At 38.4% G+C, this 19,009-nt stretch carries 18 protein-coding genes; 6 read left to right on the top strand and 12 right to left on the bottom strand.

The window, feature by feature from the left end:
* Window positions 1-89: 89 nt before the first annotated feature.
* Genes KIM67_RS14615 through KIM67_RS14595 form a run of 5 tightly spaced genes read right to left on the bottom strand, consistent with a single transcriptional unit; the run spans window position 90 to window position 4,823 of the window.
* The gene (locus KIM67_RS14615) at window positions 90-1,097 is read right to left on the bottom strand and encodes a glycosyltransferase (protein ID WP_213832294.1); all 1,008 of its coding nucleotides are present in this window, start codon (window positions 1,095-1,097) and stop codon (window positions 90-92) included.
* Between the two features lie 31 nt (window positions 1,098-1,128).
* On the bottom strand, window positions 1,129-2,067 hold the full coding sequence (locus KIM67_RS14610; RefSeq protein ID WP_213832293.1) for a PD40 domain-containing protein: 939 nt from the start codon (window positions 2,065-2,067) through the stop codon (window positions 1,129-1,131).
* Window positions 2,064-2,699: an SGNH/GDSL hydrolase family protein gene (locus KIM67_RS14605; protein WP_213832292.1), complete on the bottom strand. Its 636-nt coding sequence runs from the start codon at window positions 2,697-2,699 to the stop codon at window positions 2,064-2,066. Before KIM67_RS14605 ends, KIM67_RS14610 begins: the two co-directional genes overlap by 4 nt.
* Before the next feature lie 44 nt (window positions 2,700-2,743).
* Window positions 2,744-3,325 carry a hypothetical protein gene (locus KIM67_RS14600; protein ID WP_250149272.1) on the bottom strand — a complete coding sequence of 194 codons (582 nt, stop codon included), beginning with the start codon at window positions 3,323-3,325 and terminating at the stop codon, window positions 2,744-2,746.
* Between the two features lie 10 nt (window positions 3,326-3,335).
* Window positions 3,336-4,823 (bottom strand): S10 family peptidase, encoded by a 1,488-nt coding sequence (locus tag KIM67_RS14595; RefSeq protein WP_213832291.1) that lies wholly within the window; start codon window positions 4,821-4,823, stop codon window positions 3,336-3,338.
* A 138-nt stretch (window positions 4,824-4,961) separates the two neighbouring features.
* On the opposite strand from KIM67_RS14595, the gene KIM67_RS14590 reads away from it, so the two are divergent.
* A complete protein-coding gene (locus KIM67_RS14590; protein WP_213832290.1) occupies window positions 4,962-6,098 on the top strand; it encodes a Gfo/Idh/MocA family protein in 1,137 nt (378 codons plus the stop codon).
* Window position 6,099: 1 nt separating this feature from the next.
* Here the strand turns inward: KIM67_RS14590 and KIM67_RS14585 are convergent, their stop codons facing one another.
* From KIM67_RS14585 to KIM67_RS14575, 3 genes are all read right to left on the bottom strand, one after another.
* Window positions 6,100-7,263, bottom strand: a complete 1,164-nt coding sequence (locus KIM67_RS14585; protein ID WP_213832289.1) for a serine hydrolase — start codon at window positions 7,261-7,263, stop codon at window positions 6,100-6,102.
* A 12-nt stretch (window positions 7,264-7,275) separates the two neighbouring features.
* Window positions 7,276-7,869, bottom strand: a complete 594-nt coding sequence (locus KIM67_RS14580) for a hypothetical protein (protein WP_213832288.1) — start codon at window positions 7,867-7,869, stop codon at window positions 7,276-7,278.
* 102 nt (window positions 7,870-7,971) lie between these two features.
* A complete protein-coding gene (locus tag KIM67_RS14575) occupies window positions 7,972-8,790 on the bottom strand; it encodes a LytTR family DNA-binding domain-containing protein (protein WP_213832287.1) in 819 nt (272 codons plus the stop codon).
* A gap of 332 nt (window positions 8,791-9,122) precedes the next feature.
* Here KIM67_RS14575 and KIM67_RS14570 point away from each other — a divergent pair, with 332 nt between their 5' ends.
* Both KIM67_RS14570 and KIM67_RS14565 read left to right on the top strand, forming a co-directional pair.
* Window positions 9,123-10,670 (top strand): phosphatase, encoded by a 1,548-nt coding sequence (locus KIM67_RS14570; protein WP_213832286.1) that lies wholly within the window; start codon window positions 9,123-9,125, stop codon window positions 10,668-10,670.
* Window positions 10,671-10,818: 148 nt separating this feature from the next.
* Window positions 10,819-12,573: a cytochrome-c peroxidase gene (locus tag KIM67_RS14565; protein ID WP_213832285.1), complete on the top strand. Its 1,755-nt coding sequence runs from the start codon at window positions 10,819-10,821 to the stop codon at window positions 12,571-12,573.
* Here the strand turns inward: KIM67_RS14565 and KIM67_RS14560 are convergent.
* Window positions 12,570-13,334 carry a TIGR02757 family protein gene (locus KIM67_RS14560; RefSeq protein WP_213832284.1) on the bottom strand — a complete coding sequence of 255 codons (765 nt, stop codon included), beginning with the start codon at window positions 13,332-13,334 and terminating at the stop codon, window positions 12,570-12,572. The two genes, KIM67_RS14565 and KIM67_RS14560, sit on opposite strands and share 4 nt — an antisense overlap.
* A gap of 10 nt (window positions 13,335-13,344) precedes the next feature.
* Entirely contained in the window at window positions 13,345-14,007 is a 663-nt protein-coding gene (locus KIM67_RS14555) for an ABC transporter ATP-binding protein (RefSeq protein ID WP_213832283.1), read from the bottom strand.
* A 155-nt stretch (window positions 14,008-14,162) separates the two neighbouring features.
* On the opposite strand from KIM67_RS14555, the gene msrA reads away from it, so the two are divergent.
* From msrA to KIM67_RS14540, 3 genes are read left to right on the top strand one after another with little or no spacing between them, the layout of a single operon-like run.
* On the top strand, window positions 14,163-14,723 hold the full coding sequence (msrA, locus tag KIM67_RS14550) for a peptide-methionine (S)-S-oxide reductase MsrA (RefSeq protein WP_213832282.1): 561 nt from the start codon (window positions 14,163-14,165) through the stop codon (window positions 14,721-14,723).
* 4 nt (window positions 14,724-14,727) lie between these two features.
* Window positions 14,728-15,327, top strand: a complete 600-nt coding sequence (gene folE / locus KIM67_RS14545; RefSeq protein ID WP_163418987.1) for a GTP cyclohydrolase I FolE — start codon at window positions 14,728-14,730, stop codon at window positions 15,325-15,327.
* Between the two features lie 40 nt (window positions 15,328-15,367).
* On the top strand, window positions 15,368-15,643 hold the full coding sequence (locus KIM67_RS14540) for a hypothetical protein (RefSeq protein ID WP_163418986.1): 276 nt from the start codon (window positions 15,368-15,370) through the stop codon (window positions 15,641-15,643).
* 102 nt (window positions 15,644-15,745) lie between these two features.
* Here KIM67_RS14540 and KIM67_RS14535 read toward each other — a convergent pair whose 3' ends face one another.
* Window positions 15,746-16,369, bottom strand: coding sequence for a GTP cyclohydrolase (locus tag KIM67_RS14535; protein ID WP_213832281.1), 624 nt, complete (start codon window positions 16,367-16,369; stop codon window positions 15,746-15,748).
* Window positions 16,370-16,486: 117 nt separating this feature from the next.
* Entirely contained in the window at window positions 16,487-18,889 is a 2,403-nt protein-coding gene (locus KIM67_RS14530; RefSeq protein ID WP_213832280.1) for a TonB-dependent receptor, read from the bottom strand.
* Window positions 18,890-19,009 lie beyond the last annotated feature (120 nt).

The following is a 19,009-nucleotide window of genomic DNA, read 5'->3' as shown; positions in this document are numbered from 1 at the left end:
CGGACATCGGACATCGGACATCGGACATCGGACATCGGACATCGGACATCGGACATCGGACATCGGACATCGGACATTGGATATCCATTTCAACAGAAGAAAAAATAATCCTCCATGGGGGTTTGGTTCAACCCATTTAAATACCTCTTGATCTCCTTTTGCGCTTCTTCATTGGCAACGGTGATAATACTTTGGGGTTTGGGCAGTTTTTCCAGGATTGAAAAGTGTGATAATTCTTGGTCATAGATTTTTTTATTGATTTTCTTTGGATTATCACATAGCCAAACAAATTCAATGCCTTGTTCCAGAAGTTTTTTAGCAATGTTTTTTCCCTTAAATCCTGCACCCCATATCACCAATGGGCGCGCAAAATCGTAATCCAATTTTAAAAAATAATGTAGTTTAATGTCCAAGAAATAGTTTTGTGCATAATGTTCACTGGTTCTGGAGGTTCTGCTGTCATAATCTCTCCATAGATGTAAAACTTCATTACATGGAATAATTTTTAAATCGTTCTCATAAAACCGAAACGTAAGGTCATAATCTTCTGGGTATCGGTCAGGCTCAAATGCACCACAAGAATCCAAATCGTTTCTAAAAGCCATCCAACAAGGGGAGGGGATAACACATTCTTTATAGATTTCCGTATAATTGGTTCCTTTTGCAGTCAACTGGTTCAACCATATTTCGTAACGCTCATAACCGTTGCTGATACCTCTATCCGAAAAATAACTGACCTGCCCAACGGCGATATGTCCTTCACCTGTTTCTATCAAGGAATTGACCATGGTTTTAATCCGATTGGGTTTCATGATATCATCTGAATCCATTCGGGTAATAAAAGTTCCTGAACTTTTGGAGTATGCAGTTTGTAAGGCGGGTATAATTCCTTTTCCTGTATTCTTGAAAACTTTTATCCGTTCATCATGTTCATTGTAGGAAGTGACCAAATTCATACTGGTATCCTCAGAATGGTCGTCAATTGCAAGTACTTCCCAGTTCTGGTATGACTGATTTATGATAGAATCCAAGCACTCGGTTAAAAAATGAGCGGTGTTTTTAAATGGAATTAGGATACTGACCAATGTACTCTGCATTTGGTGGACTTAACTTATATGTTAGGGGAGTTTACTTTTCCAAAAGACTAAACCGGGCCTTATAAAGTCTACTATTCCCATTTTCATAAGCTTCGAGCATTTCTTTTAACTCAGAAATCGTATTGATTTTTATATTTGAAGACGCACTTCTCCTACTGGTAAAATAGAGCATATTTTGTTTTTCATCTACGAACGGACAATAATCCATATATTTTGAATTTATGTGAAGTGGAAGTGGTTTAGCTTTGGACCATTGGCCAGAACTGTTCTTTGTACTGATATATAAATCACCGCTTCCCAGTCCATCCTCGCGATTATATCCACCAAAAATCATAAAGGTATCATCTTTTGAAATATAGGCATTGTATTCAAATCCTTTTGAGTTGATATTTTCATCTAAGGCGATAGGGGTACTGTAAGCATTATTTTTCCATTCACTGAAAAAAATATCATCTCTTCCCAGAGCTCCCGGACAGTCACAGGTAAAGTACAGATTCCCATTTTTTGATACGGTAGGATAAAATTCATTGTTTTCAGAGTTTACGGGCGCACCTAGATTTTTGGGTTTGGACCAAGGATTATTGGGCGCGGACCTTTCTACAAACCAAATATCAAAGTCTTTTGTAGAAGTAATGGAATCGTGAAGAGGTCGATTGGATACAAAATAGAGGCGAAGGCCATCAGGAGAAAGAAAAGGTTCTAAATCTTTATACGCGCCAGAAAAACTTGCAACACTTAGTGTTTTCCATTCATCATTCACTTTGACCACCTTTGAGATTACGGATTTTTCCTCGGTTTGGGATTGAATGGTAAAATAAGCTTCGGAACCGGAAGCATCCATGGTAAAATCCCTTATTTTATCAAATTCCCTTAAAATCTCAAATGCAGGTTTCACTTTTACGATTTCCTGTGCATCAGCATTAAGAAAGGAAATGAAGAGTAAAACCAGAATGAAACATTTTTGGTTCATTTTAAATCTTTTAGTGTTTTAATGAGTATTCCATCCACTAGTCCTTCCATAATTAAATATCCTTTTTTAGTTGGATGTACACCATCTTCAGCCAAATCTTTATGTAGTCCATTGCGGTCATCTGCCATAGCGGAAAAATAATCCACGTAATGAATATTTTGGGCAAGGGCCATTTTTTTCAATAATGAATTAAGTTTAGGAATTTTAATGTTGGGCTCCTTTCCTGGACGCCATCCATAATCAAAAGCTGGGAGAACCGAACATACAATAGGATAAATCCCGTTTGCTTTGGCCAGTTCTACCATGGAGAGAATATTGTCCCTAATTTGCTCTAAACCTATAGGACCGGTATTGCCCGCTATATCATTGGTCCCCGCTAGGATTACCACTATTTTTGGTTTTAAATCAATAACATCTTGCCTAAAACGTAACAACATTTGTGGCGTTGTCTGACCGCTGATACCACGGTTTATATAGGGTTTGCCATCAAAAAAATCAGGACGGGCAACAGACCAACCTTCAGTGATGGAATTGCCCATAAAAACAATGCTATTTTCAATCATAGGACCAGCTTTCAATGCTTGATTGGCTTTTTGATATTTATTTAAATTGGGCCAATCTTGGGCTATCATTGTAGTTATTGATAAAAAAAATAAAATTGCCAGCGCCTTCAATGTTAATTATTTTTTGGTGGTGTAATCATGATATGTGCCCTATGTGTACCTGGGTCCATTAGCCATGCATGTCCTGGAGGGGTAGGCGTAGTGGGCAAACCGGTGGATGCTCCTGTAGCAAAAGGAATATAAAAAACATAGCGTACATAAGGATTCTCAATTTCTTTTGAATCGGGATTTACCATTCCTGTGAATACGCATAAAGTTGATTTGTCCGGCATTTTAAGCTTCCCGGCTTTTACCTCCTTTTCACGAATGTCAAAGATTTCCTGAAACTCTTTGCCCTCTGCTTTTAATTCTCGCCCTCTGGCCATAAAAGGTTCTAAATCTTTGTGGTATGCAGCCGTGGAGAACTTTTCTTTTTTTGGGTCGCTTGCTAAGGCAATGTAATCATTGGTGCCTTCCCGTAGCGTTACAAAATTCCCATTAGCATCATATCCATAGACTTTGGCACCTTCTTTATAATCAGTGGGTACTGCCATCAATGCTGTTTTTATCTGCCATTCTTTAGTCTGGATTTCTTGTGACAATCCAATTTGAAAGACCAATAATAAAGCAGCACCTAAAAAAATATGCTTATTCATTTTAAACTATTTAATATTTTGCACTTTTTCCTTTTGTCGTAGTCCTTAGAATAAAGGAACGTATGTCATCATTTGCTTTTTGCAAATCTTCACGTCTTAAATACATCATATGTCCAGAACGATACCCTTTAAATTCGAACCTATCTTTCATACGGCCACTAGGATCCACTTGCCACATGGTATATTTTGCATTGAAATAGGTTGTGGCACCATCATAATAACCAGATTGTACCAAAACATTTAAATAGGGATTTTGTGCCATGGCCTGTCTAAGATTGTCACGAGTTTCATCATCTTCATTGTTCCATGGATGCACAGGTCCAAACATATTGTACTTGATGTCAGTTTTGAACTTTAACTCTTCCTGTAAATAGTAGTTTATAGCTGGAGTAAAACTGTGCAACCACGAAGTAATCTCCGAGTTGTAATCAGGACTGTTCCCAAAAAGCTGTTTATCCATGCCTAAGTATCGGCTGTCAAGTCGCCCGACCGTATAACCTCCTTTATCTTTTAATAGGTTTTTCCAAAAAAAACGGGTAGGCACATCTAAATTATGGTCTAGGATGTCCTTTTCCTTCAATCCAGAATATTGTGCCATTTTTTTAGCGACACTACTTCGTTCTGCATCAGAAATAAAACCTCCTTTGGCAATTGCAGGAATCAATGTGTTTATGGTATATTCCTCGGACTCCGGTAACACTTCTAACAAATCCTTACTTTGTAAATCAGCCGGGAGCGCTTTATGATGCCATGCCGCTGCTGTATAATACGGAAGGTTTAATGCACTTGAAACAGGTCCGCCTACACGGATAACTTTATAATCGGCGGGTGATACCATGATTACACCATTAAGGTACATCCACTGTTGGTTCTGTAAGGCTAACGAAAGTCCCATCACACGGGTTCCTCCATAGCTTTCTCCAATAATATATTTTGGGGAGCGCCAACGGTTGTTTCTGGTAACGAATGTATTCAGCCATTCCGCTAAATATTTGATATCCGCGTTTATTCCAAAAAATTTATCCCGATCTACTTTTTCACCTTTTTCGGGTATAGTTCGTGAATAGCCCGTATTTGCGGGATTCACATAAACGATATCAGTAACATCAAGTACCGAAAATGGATTTTCCTTTACGCCGTAGGGTTGGATGGGATAACCTTCGTCATCAATTTTGAGGGTGCGTGGTCCGGTATAAGCAAGGTGCATCCAAACAGAACCCGAACCGGGTCCGCCGTTAAATGAAATCAATAACGGTCGTTCAGCCCTATTCTTAACATTGTTCCTGGTATAATAGGTATAATGTAAGGAAGCTGTTGGCTCTCCCATTTCGTTCCATACCGGTTGGGTCCCAGTGGTGGCCGTATAGCCAAAACTTGTACCGTTGATAGTTACGTTGTGCTGTGTGGTAATGGTGGTGTCAATAGGTAATTTCCTGTTTTGGGCAAAAATGAGAGCGCTGCAAAATAAAATGCAAAAGGAAAGATTGAATTTTTTCATTTGTATTGGATTAGTCTGGACTTAAAAATAAGTATTTTACATGACAATCTTTCTATTACCAAAGAATCACAAATACCTTATGATCAATACGTATTGGGTTATTTATTTCTAACTTTAGATACTACGAATACTTGACATATGGAAAAACTATCAAGAAGGGACTTTAATGCTACGCTGGCAAAAGGAGTGGGAGGTGTTACGTTATTGGCAACTACTCCTTTGGCATGTGCTATGGGGAATGCACAAAACAAGAAGAAATTAGGAGTGGCTTTAGTAGGGCTGGGTAGCTACAGCACATATCAACTTGCCCCAGCCTTGTCGGACACGAAACATTGTTATTTGGCGGGTATTGTGACCGGCACCCCAGAGAAGGAAAATGCTTGGGCGGAAAAATATGGAATTCCCAAAGAGAATATATACAACTATCAGAATTTTGATAACATCGCAAAGAATGATGCTATTAATATCGTGTATGTAGTTTTACCAAATAGCATGCATGCCGATTTTTGCATTCGCGCTGCAAAAGCAGGAAAGCACGTTATCTGTGAAAAGCCTATGGCCATGAATGTTGAAGAATGTGATGCGATTATAAATGCATGCAAAAAAGCGAAAGTAAAACTTGGTATGGGGTATCGCTTACATTCGGAACCCTATACCCAGGAAATTAAACGATTTGTAAAGGAAAAAACATTTGGAGCTGTCAATTATATTTCGGCGGATGCTGCTTATCGTTCTACCTCAAATCCCAACCAGTGGCGGTTGAATAAAAAATTATCTGGAGGTGGCGCACTCATGAATATGGGAGTGTATGCTATTCAAAGTGTTATTTATGGTACAGGGGAAAATCCAATTTCTGTTTCTGCACAGGAGTTTAGTACAAGACCAGATTACTTTAAAGATACAGATGAGACCATAACTGCCCAGTTCGAATTTTTAAGTGGTGCGACCGGGAGCATAATGACATCACATAATATTAGTGCAAATCGACTTTTTGCCTCATGCGAACGTGGATGGTTTGAACTAGACCCAGCTAGTACTTACATACCTTTGGCTGGTAGAACTTCCAGCGGCACACTGGATTTTCCACAAGAAAGCCAGCAAAAACTACAAATGGACGATTTTGCAAAGCATATCCTATTTGATAGTCCCAATTTGGCTCCAGGTGAAATGGGCAAACGGGACATGATGATCGTAGAGGCCATTTATGAATCCATTGCCAAAGGCGGCGAGAAAATTAAGTTGAATTTTGAAACTGATTATGGATTTGGGGGATAACCTATTCCAATAGGGTTTGGTATAGTCTTTCCCTTACTTCAACCAGTTTTGCATGCAAGGGACTATCGGTAACAGTACCGATATTGATGGCTATAAACATATATAAGTTTTTCTCTGGGAAGTATCTTAACTCGCAGCCAGCTCCCAGTCCTCCTCCGGTATGTCCATAGAATCTTTGACCTGCAATTTCGTTTGACCCTAAACCTAATCCATAAACCGGCTTTCCATCTCGCGTAACCCAAGTCATCATTTCTTTTAGGGTAGCTTCCTGCAGTAGCTTTCCTTCCAAAAGACCCTTTAAAAACAGAATTGCCTCTTGTGTAGTCGTTACAATGCCATCATCTCCTACCATATAAGCTACGTTCTGCTGCTGTACGAATGATACATCTTCCAAAATCCCATTGCTATAGCGGTCCCAATAACTATTGGGAAGCTTTTCGTTCTTTAGTTTTCTTGGTGAGATTTGATAGTAGGTTTTTTTCAAATTCAAGGGTTCAAAAATCTGCTCTCGTATGAAGTCACCATGATCTCCCGTGACTTTATCCACAATCAATGAAAGCAATACATAGTTTGAATTTCTATAGGAATAACGGCTTCCGGGTTCAAAGTCAAGAGGTTTCCGTTTTATATAATTAATGTAGTCCTCGCCTTTAAAAACAGTTTCCGGATGCTGTAACAACGTAGCGGTATAGTTGGGATTAAAATTATATTCAGGAATTCCAGAAGTATGGTTCAAAAGCATGCGAACTGTAATTTCATCTGCACGCTGAATTATTTGGGAAATCCTTGGATCCAAATATTGTGTGATGGGATTGTCCAATTGAAGTTTACCCGTTTCATAAAGCTTCAAAACAGCTACGGCCATATAGGTTTTGGCAACACTTTGGAGGTAGTGAAGGTGGTCATTGGTCATAGGTTCGTTTTTCTCCAAACTTGCCAATCCTTCGCTGTGGAGCCACCAACCATTGTTATCTAAAATTGCAATACTGGCACCAGGGCATCCATTTTGAGTAAGTTCTTCAAGTATTCTTGAAACCTTTAGGCTTTTTGGATGATTTTCATTTATTGAAATTGAACCCTTTTTCGAGGTTAAAGAAGCCTGTTGTGCTTGATTGTTCTGCGCAAGCATCAAAGTACAAACGATAAAGAAAATTGTTTTTTTCATGACAACAGGGATTTAATCTTCAAAATGAATTCTTGAGCCTAATTCCAGTAGGGTAAATGGAACCACAGTAACGCTCGTGTTGTAATTCATAGCAAGTATGAACTGATAGTTGGCATAGGGAGATACATAAAGACTTTCATCAAAAGTATCGTAACCGAAGCCGATACCAGTGGGTATGACAAACATACCTTTCCCTTTTTTTCCAACGTTTGTCCATCCATCAGAGGTAGGTTTAAACGAATCCACGGGCCTTTTGGCAAAAAGATAACCTACTCCCAGCTTGACTTCCCCGAATGCATCAGAAAACAGACCGGGCCTCCAAACGGCTTGTGAATGAACCAATAAACCACCTCCAACACGTTTGTTGCCATACCATGAGATTTTGAACTGCTGTACCCAATCTCTATTTCCACTATGGCTTACTTCGGTTCCTATTCCAATTCCTATATTGGAAAACAATTTTTTGTTTTTAAACGGCAGCGAAAGAGAATGGAACTCTATGCTAATCATCAAGGGAAAGTTTCTATGATTATCCGTAGAAACACTTTGCGCTTTTGTACTTATGACCAGAAAAAAACTGACCAATGATAGAATAACTGATTTCATTTTTTGATCGATTTGATTCCTAAAGCTAAAATTGAAACCCCTTGGAAATCAAAGAAAATGAAAAGTTTTCCGGTGAAATGTGGCAAAAAAACGGGTGGACTGTCAATCAAGATTCCGAAACCACCGCTTAAATGTTGGGGCCTTAGTACGACTCACCATAATTTCTTGGGGTATGGAGGGGTTGAGGGTTAAAGTAACACTAAGCTTCCCATTTTCGCGTCTTTGAAATCCGGTAATGGTATTTCGGTTCACGACATATTGTCTATTTAGGCGAAAAAACAGTTTTTCGGGTAGTGTACTCGAAATTTTTTCCAAGGTGGAATCCAAAAAGTATTGTTTTCCGGTGTTGGTAAAAACAGCTACATAATCCTTTTCAACGGAGAAACCCAAAATATTGGAGAAGGGTAAACGAACCTCCATCTTTCCCTCTCTCACTAAAATTCCCTTATTCAGTTTCTCTTTTTCTGACTTGACCTTTTCTTCTGTTCCCTGCCATTTGTAATAGTAATGAATCATAATGTAGATAGCATTGATTACGAAGAACCAAATGGATATGATAAATAGGTCATGGGAATAAAAACTTGGGTGGGCCCATTTACCTTTTACTATTAGACTGGACAACTCGGTCAAAAAACTAATAATAAAGAGGCCAACAAAGGTGGTGAGCAGAAATTGAACCGTGACACGTTTGATGAATCCATCGGCATAGGGCATTTTATTGTCCAACCCTAATATAACCTTTCTTGCTCCCAACCAAGCTACGTATCCAGTGAGGGTGTCCAATGTATAGGTAAATATGAACCACCAATTGAATTGTACATTGGAATATGTCAAATAGTAGTTGAAGCCGCTTATAAAGGGAATAAGCAACAAGAAAAGTGGAATATCGGGATAATATGTGGAGGTACGCTTTTTAACCAAAGGAATATCACTTTAAACATGCCTAAAATAGGATGTTGAATCTTCAAATAAAAATACTGGAATTCATGAATGCCTTTAAAATTTTGATATTCAAAGGTTTAAGTTTCGGTCTAAAAGTAACTTTAGAGTTATTACCCAGTTTGCAAATTGAACAGCATGACACAATTATTAAGACCTTATCTAAATAATAACATTCCCTTAACCATTTAACATTTTAATGAAGTTTAGTTTCGATTATGACCACATTTAATTAACGGCTCGTGGGTGTCCTCATAGGTATTTTTGTTACGAATCCATATAAAACAAAATACTTTCTAAACCTAAAAACAGAAATGAGAACACTTAAAAATTTACTTTTATTGGGCGGTTTGGTCGCAGTAACTTCATGCGATAAAATCGACGATTTCATCGGCGGAGGTGGCGATGACGATAATCCAACTACAGAGATGGAGCCTCTAGTTGCTTCTGTAGTACCAGATGGCGTTTTTACTTTAAAAGGTGAATTCGCCAACAGTGCTGAATTAAAAATGATTATGTCATCTGCAGACATTTTACCTTCTGATTCAACTTTCGTGTACGGTTCCTTTATGGATGGTGCAGCACTTTACCCAAATGGTGATGGTAACTATGCTTTTATCAATAATCTAGAATCTGATTACTCCATTGCAAGAATTCTGATGAATTCTGATTTACAGCCCTACGAAGGCGAGTATATCGTAAGTGCTACCGCTACAGCTTTTACGGCGCAGTGTTCTGGTTCATCCATCACTGTAGAAGAACATGGTTTTGGCCCATTATACCTATCTGGTGGTGAATGGGGCGGAAATGCAAAGGGTGTTTATAGAGTTAATCCTTTCCGACCTTCTGAAAATAGAGTTGAAGCAGAAAGACTTCCTGCCTTAGGAGAATGGTCAACGGAAAATGCTGTTGTTATTGGTAAAGATGCATATCCTGGTCAAACAGTTGTTTTCATGGGAGATGATGATAGTAATAACACTTACCCTGAGGGGCATTTTGCAATGTATGTTGGTGGTCTAGGAGATCTAAGCGGCGGAGACCTATATGTGTTACGTGGAAAAAACCCAGTAGAGACAGGAATAGGTGAAGGAGGTCAGTTATTTGAAATGGGTATGGCTGAAGACATTGCTTATGATGTAGAATGGGTCAAAGTAACTGAGCGTACCATTGCTGAATTAAATCAAGAAGCTATTGATTCCTTGGCTATCGGTTTCCAAAGAATTGAGGATATCGATTGGAGAAGAGGTTCTGCAGAAGCCAACAGACAAGTTTATTTTAATGCTACTGGTAGAATACGTAACGACAATCCTGATTTGAACAATCGAGGGACTGGCTTTGGAAGGGTCTACAAAATAGAGTTGAATCCTGAAAATCCAACTGGTGACGCAAAATTGACCGTAGTTATCGACGGAGACAAAGAAGGTGGTAAAGGAGATGGAATGCACTCTCCAGACAATATTTTGGTAACCGAGAACTATGCTTATATCCAAGAAGACCCTAATGGATATGCCGATTTGAATCCACAAATTACGGGCTTTGCTAAGCTATGGCAATATGACTTAAATACTGGAGTTGTTAAAGAAGTTCTAGAATGCAATCAACAAGGTGCGGCGGCATTGGGTTATGGTGTTACAACGAGCAATTGGGAAATTACCGGTCTAATCGATGTAACTGAAATTATCGGTGCTTCTGAACCAACTTTCATGGGAGGAGCCCAAGTTCATGGTTGGAATTTTTCGACTACACCAGAAACTGCCGTAAGAGCGGACGGACTTAAATTTGTTGACCCAACAGCTATCGATGAAGGTTCTGCACGCTTAGAAGGTTCATTCTTGTTTAAGTTAACGGGTCTTCCAAGGTAGTTTGGACTGTAAAAGTTAAACATAAAAGGTTCCCGAATTCGGGAACCTTTTTGGTTCTCACATTCAACATATTACTATGAAATCTATGAAGTCATTATATCCCATCTTATGTTTATTGGGTTTGTTTTCCTGTAAACAGGAAAAAAATTTGGTTAAGGTAATTTCTGCGGATAAAGAATCAATGTTCAACGAAGAAATCAGAAACCATTACTTTAAAACATTGGATAGTGCCGCGTATTATATCCAAAAGGTGGACACGCTAAAATCACTTGCCGAGAACAAAACCAATTTCTTAAAAAGTAGGGAATGGTACAAGCGTAGCGAGCCTATGCTTATTGCCTATGATTATGAGAACTATCTTTCTATGAATGCCCCAAATTTACTGAAGGTAGAGATTGATGATTATCAAGACATAAAGGTTTTAAAACCTAAGAGCTATCAGGTTTTGGAAGAGCTATTATATGCTGAAGAAGGATTCGATAATAAAGAACTTCATTTTGTTGCCGAATATTTGAAAGTACGGATTCCCTACATCAGAAAAAACCACATACTCATTACCCAGCGTGATCGCCACCACTTAAAGATGATACGCGATGCCATTGTCAATATTGCAACGAAAGGTATTACTGGATTTGATTCACCAATGTTGGCCAACTCACTAAATGAGGCAGTTTATAACTACGAGACCATTAGTACAATATTAAACCTATATGAAGAAGCTTTTACGTCGAAAGCGGTATACAATTCGTGGGTTCAAGAACTAGAGAAAACTATCTCTGATTTGAATGCTGGTGATTTTGACAGTTTTGACCGTTATAAATTCATTAAAGACCATACTAACAAACAATTACAATTGGTCAATAAGACTGCTGATGATTGGAACATTGCATTGAATACTTCACGATCTCTAAGCCCCACGGCAACCAATCTTTTCGATAAGGATTTTTTCAATATGAAAATGTTTTCAATGCAACGCTCACCTGAGATTACCAAAGAGCGAATTGAATTTGGTAGGGCATTGTTCAATGATGAATCTCTTTCTAGCACAGGAAATATAAGCTGTGCTACATGTCATCATAAAGAAAAGGCGTTTACAGATGGTTTAAAAAAGGGAAGGGGCATAAATGGGATTGAATTGAAGCGTAACACTCCAACATTGACCTATTCTGTTTTTCAGCGCACTTTTTTTTATGATGGTCGTGCCGATGGGTTGGAAGATCAAATCGTAAATGTTGTAAATGATGAAAATGAGTTTCATTTGGATTTAAATACGATGGAGCAGCGTGTTAAATCAAATCCAAAGTATACAAAAGAATTTGATTCACTTTATAATGGTAAGGTTACCAACCTGAATGTGCGCCATGCTATTGCAACATATATTCGAAGTTTAGCACCGTTTGATTCCAAATTTGATAGAAATATTCAAGGTTTGGAAGAAACTTTAACAGATGAAGAAGTGTTGGGCTTTAACCTTTTTATGGGTAAAGCGGCCTGTGCTACCTGCCACTTTCCACCTGCTTTTAATGGTACTGTTCCACCTAAGTATATGGAAACCGAATTTGAAAATCTTGGTGTGCCAGAAAACGCAAGTTTTGAACATCCTGTTTTAGATGCCGATCCAGGACAGTACTATCCTTACAAGGTTGAAGAGAAAAGAAACTTTTTTAAGACTTCAACCGTAAGAAATGCGGAAATAACAGCTCCGTACATGCATAATGGTGTCTATACTTCTCTTGAAGAAGTGATGGAGTTTTATAATGTAGGAGGTGGGCAAGGAATGGGACTTGATGTTCCTTACCAAACGCTTCCAGCCGATTCTCTTAGTTTAAATGAGAAAGAAATCAGCTCGATCATTGCTTTTATGAGCACACTTACAGATAAAGCATACGAGAAAAACAACTAGAATTTTTCAAATACCCCTAATCCGAACAGCGCAAAATCATATTTAACTGGATCCATTGGGTCCAGTTTTCTTAGGTTTTTATCCAACTCTGCCAGAGCTTTAGCATCGTTTTGTTTTCGTTTTAGCAGTTTTAGTTTTCTGGCCACATTACCCGAGTGAACATCCAACGGGCATGAAAGCTGGCTTGGTTTCAGTCCTCGCCAAATTCCGAAATCCACACCTGTACTTTTATCTCGTACCATCCATCGCAAAAACATATTGATTCGCTTTGCGGCGGAGCCTTTTAAGGGGTCGGAAACATGCTTCATAGTTCTAATCTCATGGGGCATTTCAAAAAAATACTTCTTAAAATTGGATATGGCGGATTGTAACGAGTCGGTATCTTGATGTTGTACAAATATGGCTTCTAAACCATTATGGTTTTGATAAATGTTTTGAAGACTTTTTATAAAATATTGTAAATCATGGCCATTGAATGTTCGGTGTACAAAAGGTTCCAATCGATTCAAATCGGATTCCGAATGGTTCAATACAAAATCATAGGGTGTATTGTCCAATAATTCCATCAATCGTGATGCATTGTTGATAATACTTTTTCGGTTTCCCCACGCAATGGTCGCTGTTAAAAACCCACTGATTTCAATATCTTCCTTTTTTGTGAAGCGATGTGGAATTTGCAATGGATCATCTTCTAGAAATTTAGGATGATTGTACTGTTCAACCTTTTCGTCCAAAAAAGTTTTTAGCGCTGTTTTTGTCATAAAATAAAAATCAGGAAACAATCAATCCATCTACCATTGTCAATTTTCTATCCGCCATATTTGCCAATTCTGAATTATGTGTAACTAGTACAAAGGTTTGTCCAAATTCGTCACGGAGCTTAAAAAAAAGTTGATGAAGATTGTCAGCACTTTCAGAATCAAGATTACCACTGGGTTCATCTGCCAAAATTACAGATGGGTTATTGATCAACGAACGTGCAACCGCTACGCGTTGTTGCTCTCCACCGGACAGCGCATTGGGCTTATGATGATATCTATCCGTAAGGCCTAGAAAGTCCAAGAGTTCCTTAGCTCGTTTTTCAGCTTCTGTTTTTGAGGTCTTTTTTATAAATGCAGGGATACAGACATTTTCCAATGCAGTGAACTCCGGTAATAATTGATGAAACTGAAAAATGAAACCAATATGCTCGTTTCTAAAACGTGCTAGATTTTTATCGTTGAGTTGGGTAACATCCTTTGTGTTTATGAACAAGGAACTATCTTTTTTGTTGGAAGGTGAATCCAAAGTTCCCAGTATTTGTAACAATGTAGTTTTGCCAGCACCAGATGCACCTACAATAGATACAACCTCGCCTTGTTTTATCTCTAAGTCTACACCTTTTAAAACTTGGAGTTCACCGTAGCGCTTCTTTATGTTACTAGCTTTGATCATATATAGTGTATTGTGGGAATGTAATCATTACCATCGAGCAAACAAAAATCGGAAGTTTTAATTAAAGTTTTTGGATATGACTGCGACTAGTTATGAAAATTTTATCATTGTTTTTAAGTTACAGAACCATTAAGTTTGTTTAACTTTACATAGAAATGAGTAAACAAAATAATATTCTAATAGAGACCGCCATATTCGCTGGCGGTTGTTTTTGGTGTACAGAAGCTGTATTTCAGAGACTTAACGGTGTACAAGAAGTAATTTCTGGATACACTGGCGGTACAATCAAGAATCCAGCCTATAGAGAAATTTGTACTGGTAGAACCGGGCACGCAGAAGCAATCAAGATACTATTCGACCCTACTTTAATTTCTTTTAATGAATTGTTAGAGGTATTTTTTGCCACCCATGATCCCACAACACTGAATAGGCAGGGAAATGACGTAGGCACCCAATATAGAAGCGAAATTTTTTATACCAACACAAAGCAAAGGGAAGAAGCGAAAAAATTTATTGCACTTCTGGAAAAAGAACGTGTTTTTGGTTCTCCTATAGTTACTGCAATTTCTGAGGAAAAAGTATTTTACAAGGCGGAAGAGGACCATCAAAATTACTATAATGACAATAGCAATCAGCCCTACTGTCAGTTTATCATTGACCCTAAAATCAAAAAGTTAAACAAGCATTTTTCAAATAAGCTAAATACAGTTATATAAGAATATGGCACCATATCAAAATCTTGAAGAGTACAATATTACCATAACCAATGATATAAAGGAACGATTCTCTAAAATTATTGGTGAGATAGGAGAGGACGTTGAACGTGAAGGGCTTACAAAAACTCCTGAGCGTGCAGCAAAAGCTATGCTCTTCTTGACCCAAGGCTACAAACAAGATGCCGCCGAAATTCTAAAAGGGGCAATGTTCAAGGAGGATTATGACGATATGGTCATTATAAAAGATATAGAACTGTATTCCCTCTGCGAACACCACATGTTACCGTTTTTTGGGAAAGCCCACGTAGCTTATATACCCAACGGGCATATCGTTGGATTGAGTAAAATACCGCGTATAGTTGATGTTTTTGCGAGAAGATTACAAGTTCAAGAACGTTTGACGCACGACATTCTAGAGTGTCTCAACAATACCTTAAAGCCTAAAGGTGTCGCTGTAGTGATAGAAGCCTCACATATGTGTATGATGATGCGCGGTGTACAAAAACAGAATTCTGTGACCACAACATCAGGCTTTAGGGGGCAATTTGAAAAGATAGAGACGCGTAATGAATTCCTTAAACTCATTAGTTCGGATTTATCGTAGTTAATTTTTTCAAGTCGTTGCTATTTGCTATTTTCCCTTCATGACAGAAGAGAAGGATTTAAAATACCGCAATCTTTTTTTAGGATTATTATTTGATGGCATTGGAATGTTGTCCTTTGCTATCCCAGCAATTGGGGAATTCTCAGACGTAATTTGGGCACCTATGGCCGGTTGGTTAATGACCCGAATGTACAAGGGAAGAATAGGACAGGCTGCGGGAGTGGTAACCTTTGTCGAAGAACTTGTTCCTGGAATGGATGTGATACCTTCGTTCACCATTATGTGGGTCTACACCTACATCTTTTCGAAAAAGTGAACAAAATAAAATCGAGAGGACTAAAAGAGTAAGCCCTCCCGATTTTAACTAACAAACTTACATGAACTTTCGTTTATTCTGTTGTTAAACTAACTAATTGAACTACTCAATGTTTAGGACAAATTCTAGGTCAAAATCGTCTTCACCATCACTCGCACCTGTTGTATCAGTTTTTATGTCTGGTTGGTGTTGAAGTCTTACCGTAAATGTTCCATCGGTTGTTGTACCTGAAGCAGGAGTTGTCCAAGAAGTTGACAAGCCTACGGGGTTTCCATTCTCATCTTGGTCATTGTAATTGATTGGATCAGAAGCCGTATCTATGTTACCATTCCCTCCTGGGCTATCAAAAGCATCTTCGGTGAAGCTAAAGAAAATCTGGTGTTCATCATCTTCATCCTTTATTTCATCTCCTATATCTTCAACATCATCAGGATCTAAGGCATTTAAAATTTCAAAAGTCAAGGTATACTGCGTATCTGCCGCAAGGGTAATTTCATCAAGTACTTCCAATTCTGCCGTGCCCAATCCGTCGGGATCCACGGCTCTAGCCCTAACCTCATCACTGGAGTCTGCATCATTGGTGAAAATAAGGGTCACACTTGTAATTACCTCTAATTCTTCTTCTTCTTCGGGAGCATCATCATCATCGCTACAGCTCGTTATCATAAGGCCTGCAAACAGAAGGGCCAATAAACGGTAATTCATAAATTTTTCAATTGTTTTCATTTTTACTTTTTTTTATTTGTTTACTAAATTTAAAATGTTTGAATAGTTACTGCCAGATTTCAAATAGTCATGGTGGTCTAGTTATCTTAGGCCTAGTTGTAGGGGGTTTTTGTTCCATCATCTTTTTTTTGCTTTTAAAAAATAGTTCAAGGTAAATAGGATATTTCTACCAGGTTCATCCGCGAAGTATCTCATTTCATTGAGATAATCACGATAACTGGTATTTAATAGGTTTTGGGCCGTAATACTACCGCTTAGGTTTTTCCATTTGAAATTCCACGATAAGTCTAACAGGAAGTATCCTTCTGGTGCATCTGCAAAATCAAAAATCTCTGAATCTGTTGTAATTTCAACAGTTCTATCTACCAAATCTTCGGGTGTTACCGTTCGTGGTGCTTGGAATTGTTGAAAGGTATAGCTAGGGCGAATCGTCCATTTAGATGAATCCAACATCCATACTTTACCTTGGTCCCACCGCAGTTCAAAACTTGTTGAAACGGGAGGTTGATTTATCAAGGGCTCATTGTCACCTATATTTCTTGACCATAAATAACTAAACCCAAAAACTCCAGAAATATTCTTTGTCCAATCTTTTTTCCAACTGTAATCACCTCCAAGGAACAGCGCATCTACCTGATCGAAAATAAAAGCGGGCATGGGGCCCCGGATGGTTCCGAAAACACCAATGGGTCTATCAAAAATGTAATTCTCAATATAGTGGGAGTAGATGGTTAGATTATGTGTGTTATCGTTTTTAGAGGTTTGGAATTCATTGATAAATTTATAGCCTCTTTCCGGATTTACGTCGCTTTCGTCCAAAGGAACTACCTCATTTGTACTCAATTGACCATTGATGTCCGAGAATCGCAACAAACCAAAAGTAGTCTTAAAACCATGTTGTCCAAAACTGAACAATTCTTCCATGTTCGGGGTACGCCAAGCAGTGCCCAAGTTTGTTCTAAAGGTACTGCTTTCAGAAAATTGCCTCACAAATCCCAATGATCCTGTAAAGTTGGTGAAGCTATAATTATCCCTAAAAATATCTTGATTGGTTTCTCTACCCCTAACATCGTTGGTTTCATAATCGAACCGCAATCCTGCTTCCAAAGTATTCCTTCCAAATTGAAAGCTCTCAATGGCAAAGGCACTGAATCTATCGGTATTATAGTTTGGAATAAAGGGAGTGGTCTGTGTACCAGGGTTATTGTCGTTATTTTGACTGAAATATTGAACACCCAATAATCCGTCTAATCCGTTCCATTTAGAATGTTTCCATTCCAGTTGATAATCTAGGGTAGTCAAATCAAGATCTATGATGGGAAGCTCAGAATTTCTTCTTACATCAAATTCATCTCTTTTATTAAGTTGTACGCCGCCTATTAGGGTAAGTCGTGCTCCTTCTTTGTACCACCAATTTACTTCAGCTTTTGCCAAATGATGTTGTGTGGTTTGATTAGGTTCATTAATATCGTATGAGAAGGGGTTTATAAAATTGGGTTCATCCGAATTAATAGCCCGAATAAAGGACTCAGGACTACTTGCTATGGATGATCGCAAAAGTGCTAAATTTTGGTCTACAAAGCTATAGTTGATTTTAAAATCCCACTTGTTCAAGTGGCGAAGTACACCAAAACTAAATGCCTTTTCTTCTTTACCAGAATTGGTCAAACTATAGTCCGGAGCATTACGGTCACCGATTCTAGTATAGTTTCCATTTGCGAAAAAGCTCCAATTTTCGGTTCCGCCCCCAACTTCTAGATTGGTATTGTAGCCGCGACCGTTAGTTTCATAGCCTGTACCAAATTCTGCGTATAACGGGTTGTTTAAAAGTAGGGGGTTCGGTTCAATAATTATGGCACCGCCCAAAGCTTCGGGCCCATATCTCACACCTGCCGCGCCTTTAACAACGGTTATGCTATTTGCCGATGAAATATCAATTTCCGGTGCATGATCTGTTCCCCAATTTTGAAAACCGTGCTTTAGACCATTGTTCAAAACCAAGATTCGATTTCCGTACAGTCCATGTATAACCGGCAATTGGACATTGTTTCCGGTAGAAATGAATGTCAATCCTTGTTGTTGGGATAAAACAGCTGCCAAAGATTGTGTGGAACTGCTGGCAATTTCTGATTTACCAATAGTTATCTGTGAAATTGTTTCGGTACCCTTTTCTTTTGTTCTTTGCGCCTGTATGGTGACTTCCTCTAGACCTGTCACCTTTTGTGTCAAGTAAAAGTGAATATTGGAATCATGTTCATGCTCCTTAGTTGAATCTGCATAACCCACGCACGAAATGATGAGAGTATTTTTTTCTGAACACAGACCATCAATACTAAAATGACCTTCGGCATTGGTACTGGTGTATTTTTTGGTACCGTCAACTTTAACTACAGCATAGGGGATAGGTTCTTTGGTATCCACATCCAAAACCTTACCACTAACCGAATATGTACACGGGTCTTTTTGAGCCACCGTAAAGAATGAAATAAATAGAAAAAGTAATAGAGGCCGTAGCTTCATTATGATTTGTTATCCAAAAGGGGTTGATAAGTATTATGATTTTTTATTGAATAGTCATAATCTATGAAAAGACTAGTGTGCATCATGCTATTGACATATTCTACATTAAAAACCATAATT

It is taken from the genome of Flagellimonas sp. 389, from assembly GCF_018449435.1.
In the GTDB taxonomy this organism is placed as follows: Bacteria; Bacteroidota; Bacteroidia; order Flavobacteriales; family Flavobacteriaceae; genus Flagellimonas.
Note: the sequence above shows the minus strand (reverse complement) of the source record. Positions and strands in the feature narration are given on the sequence as shown.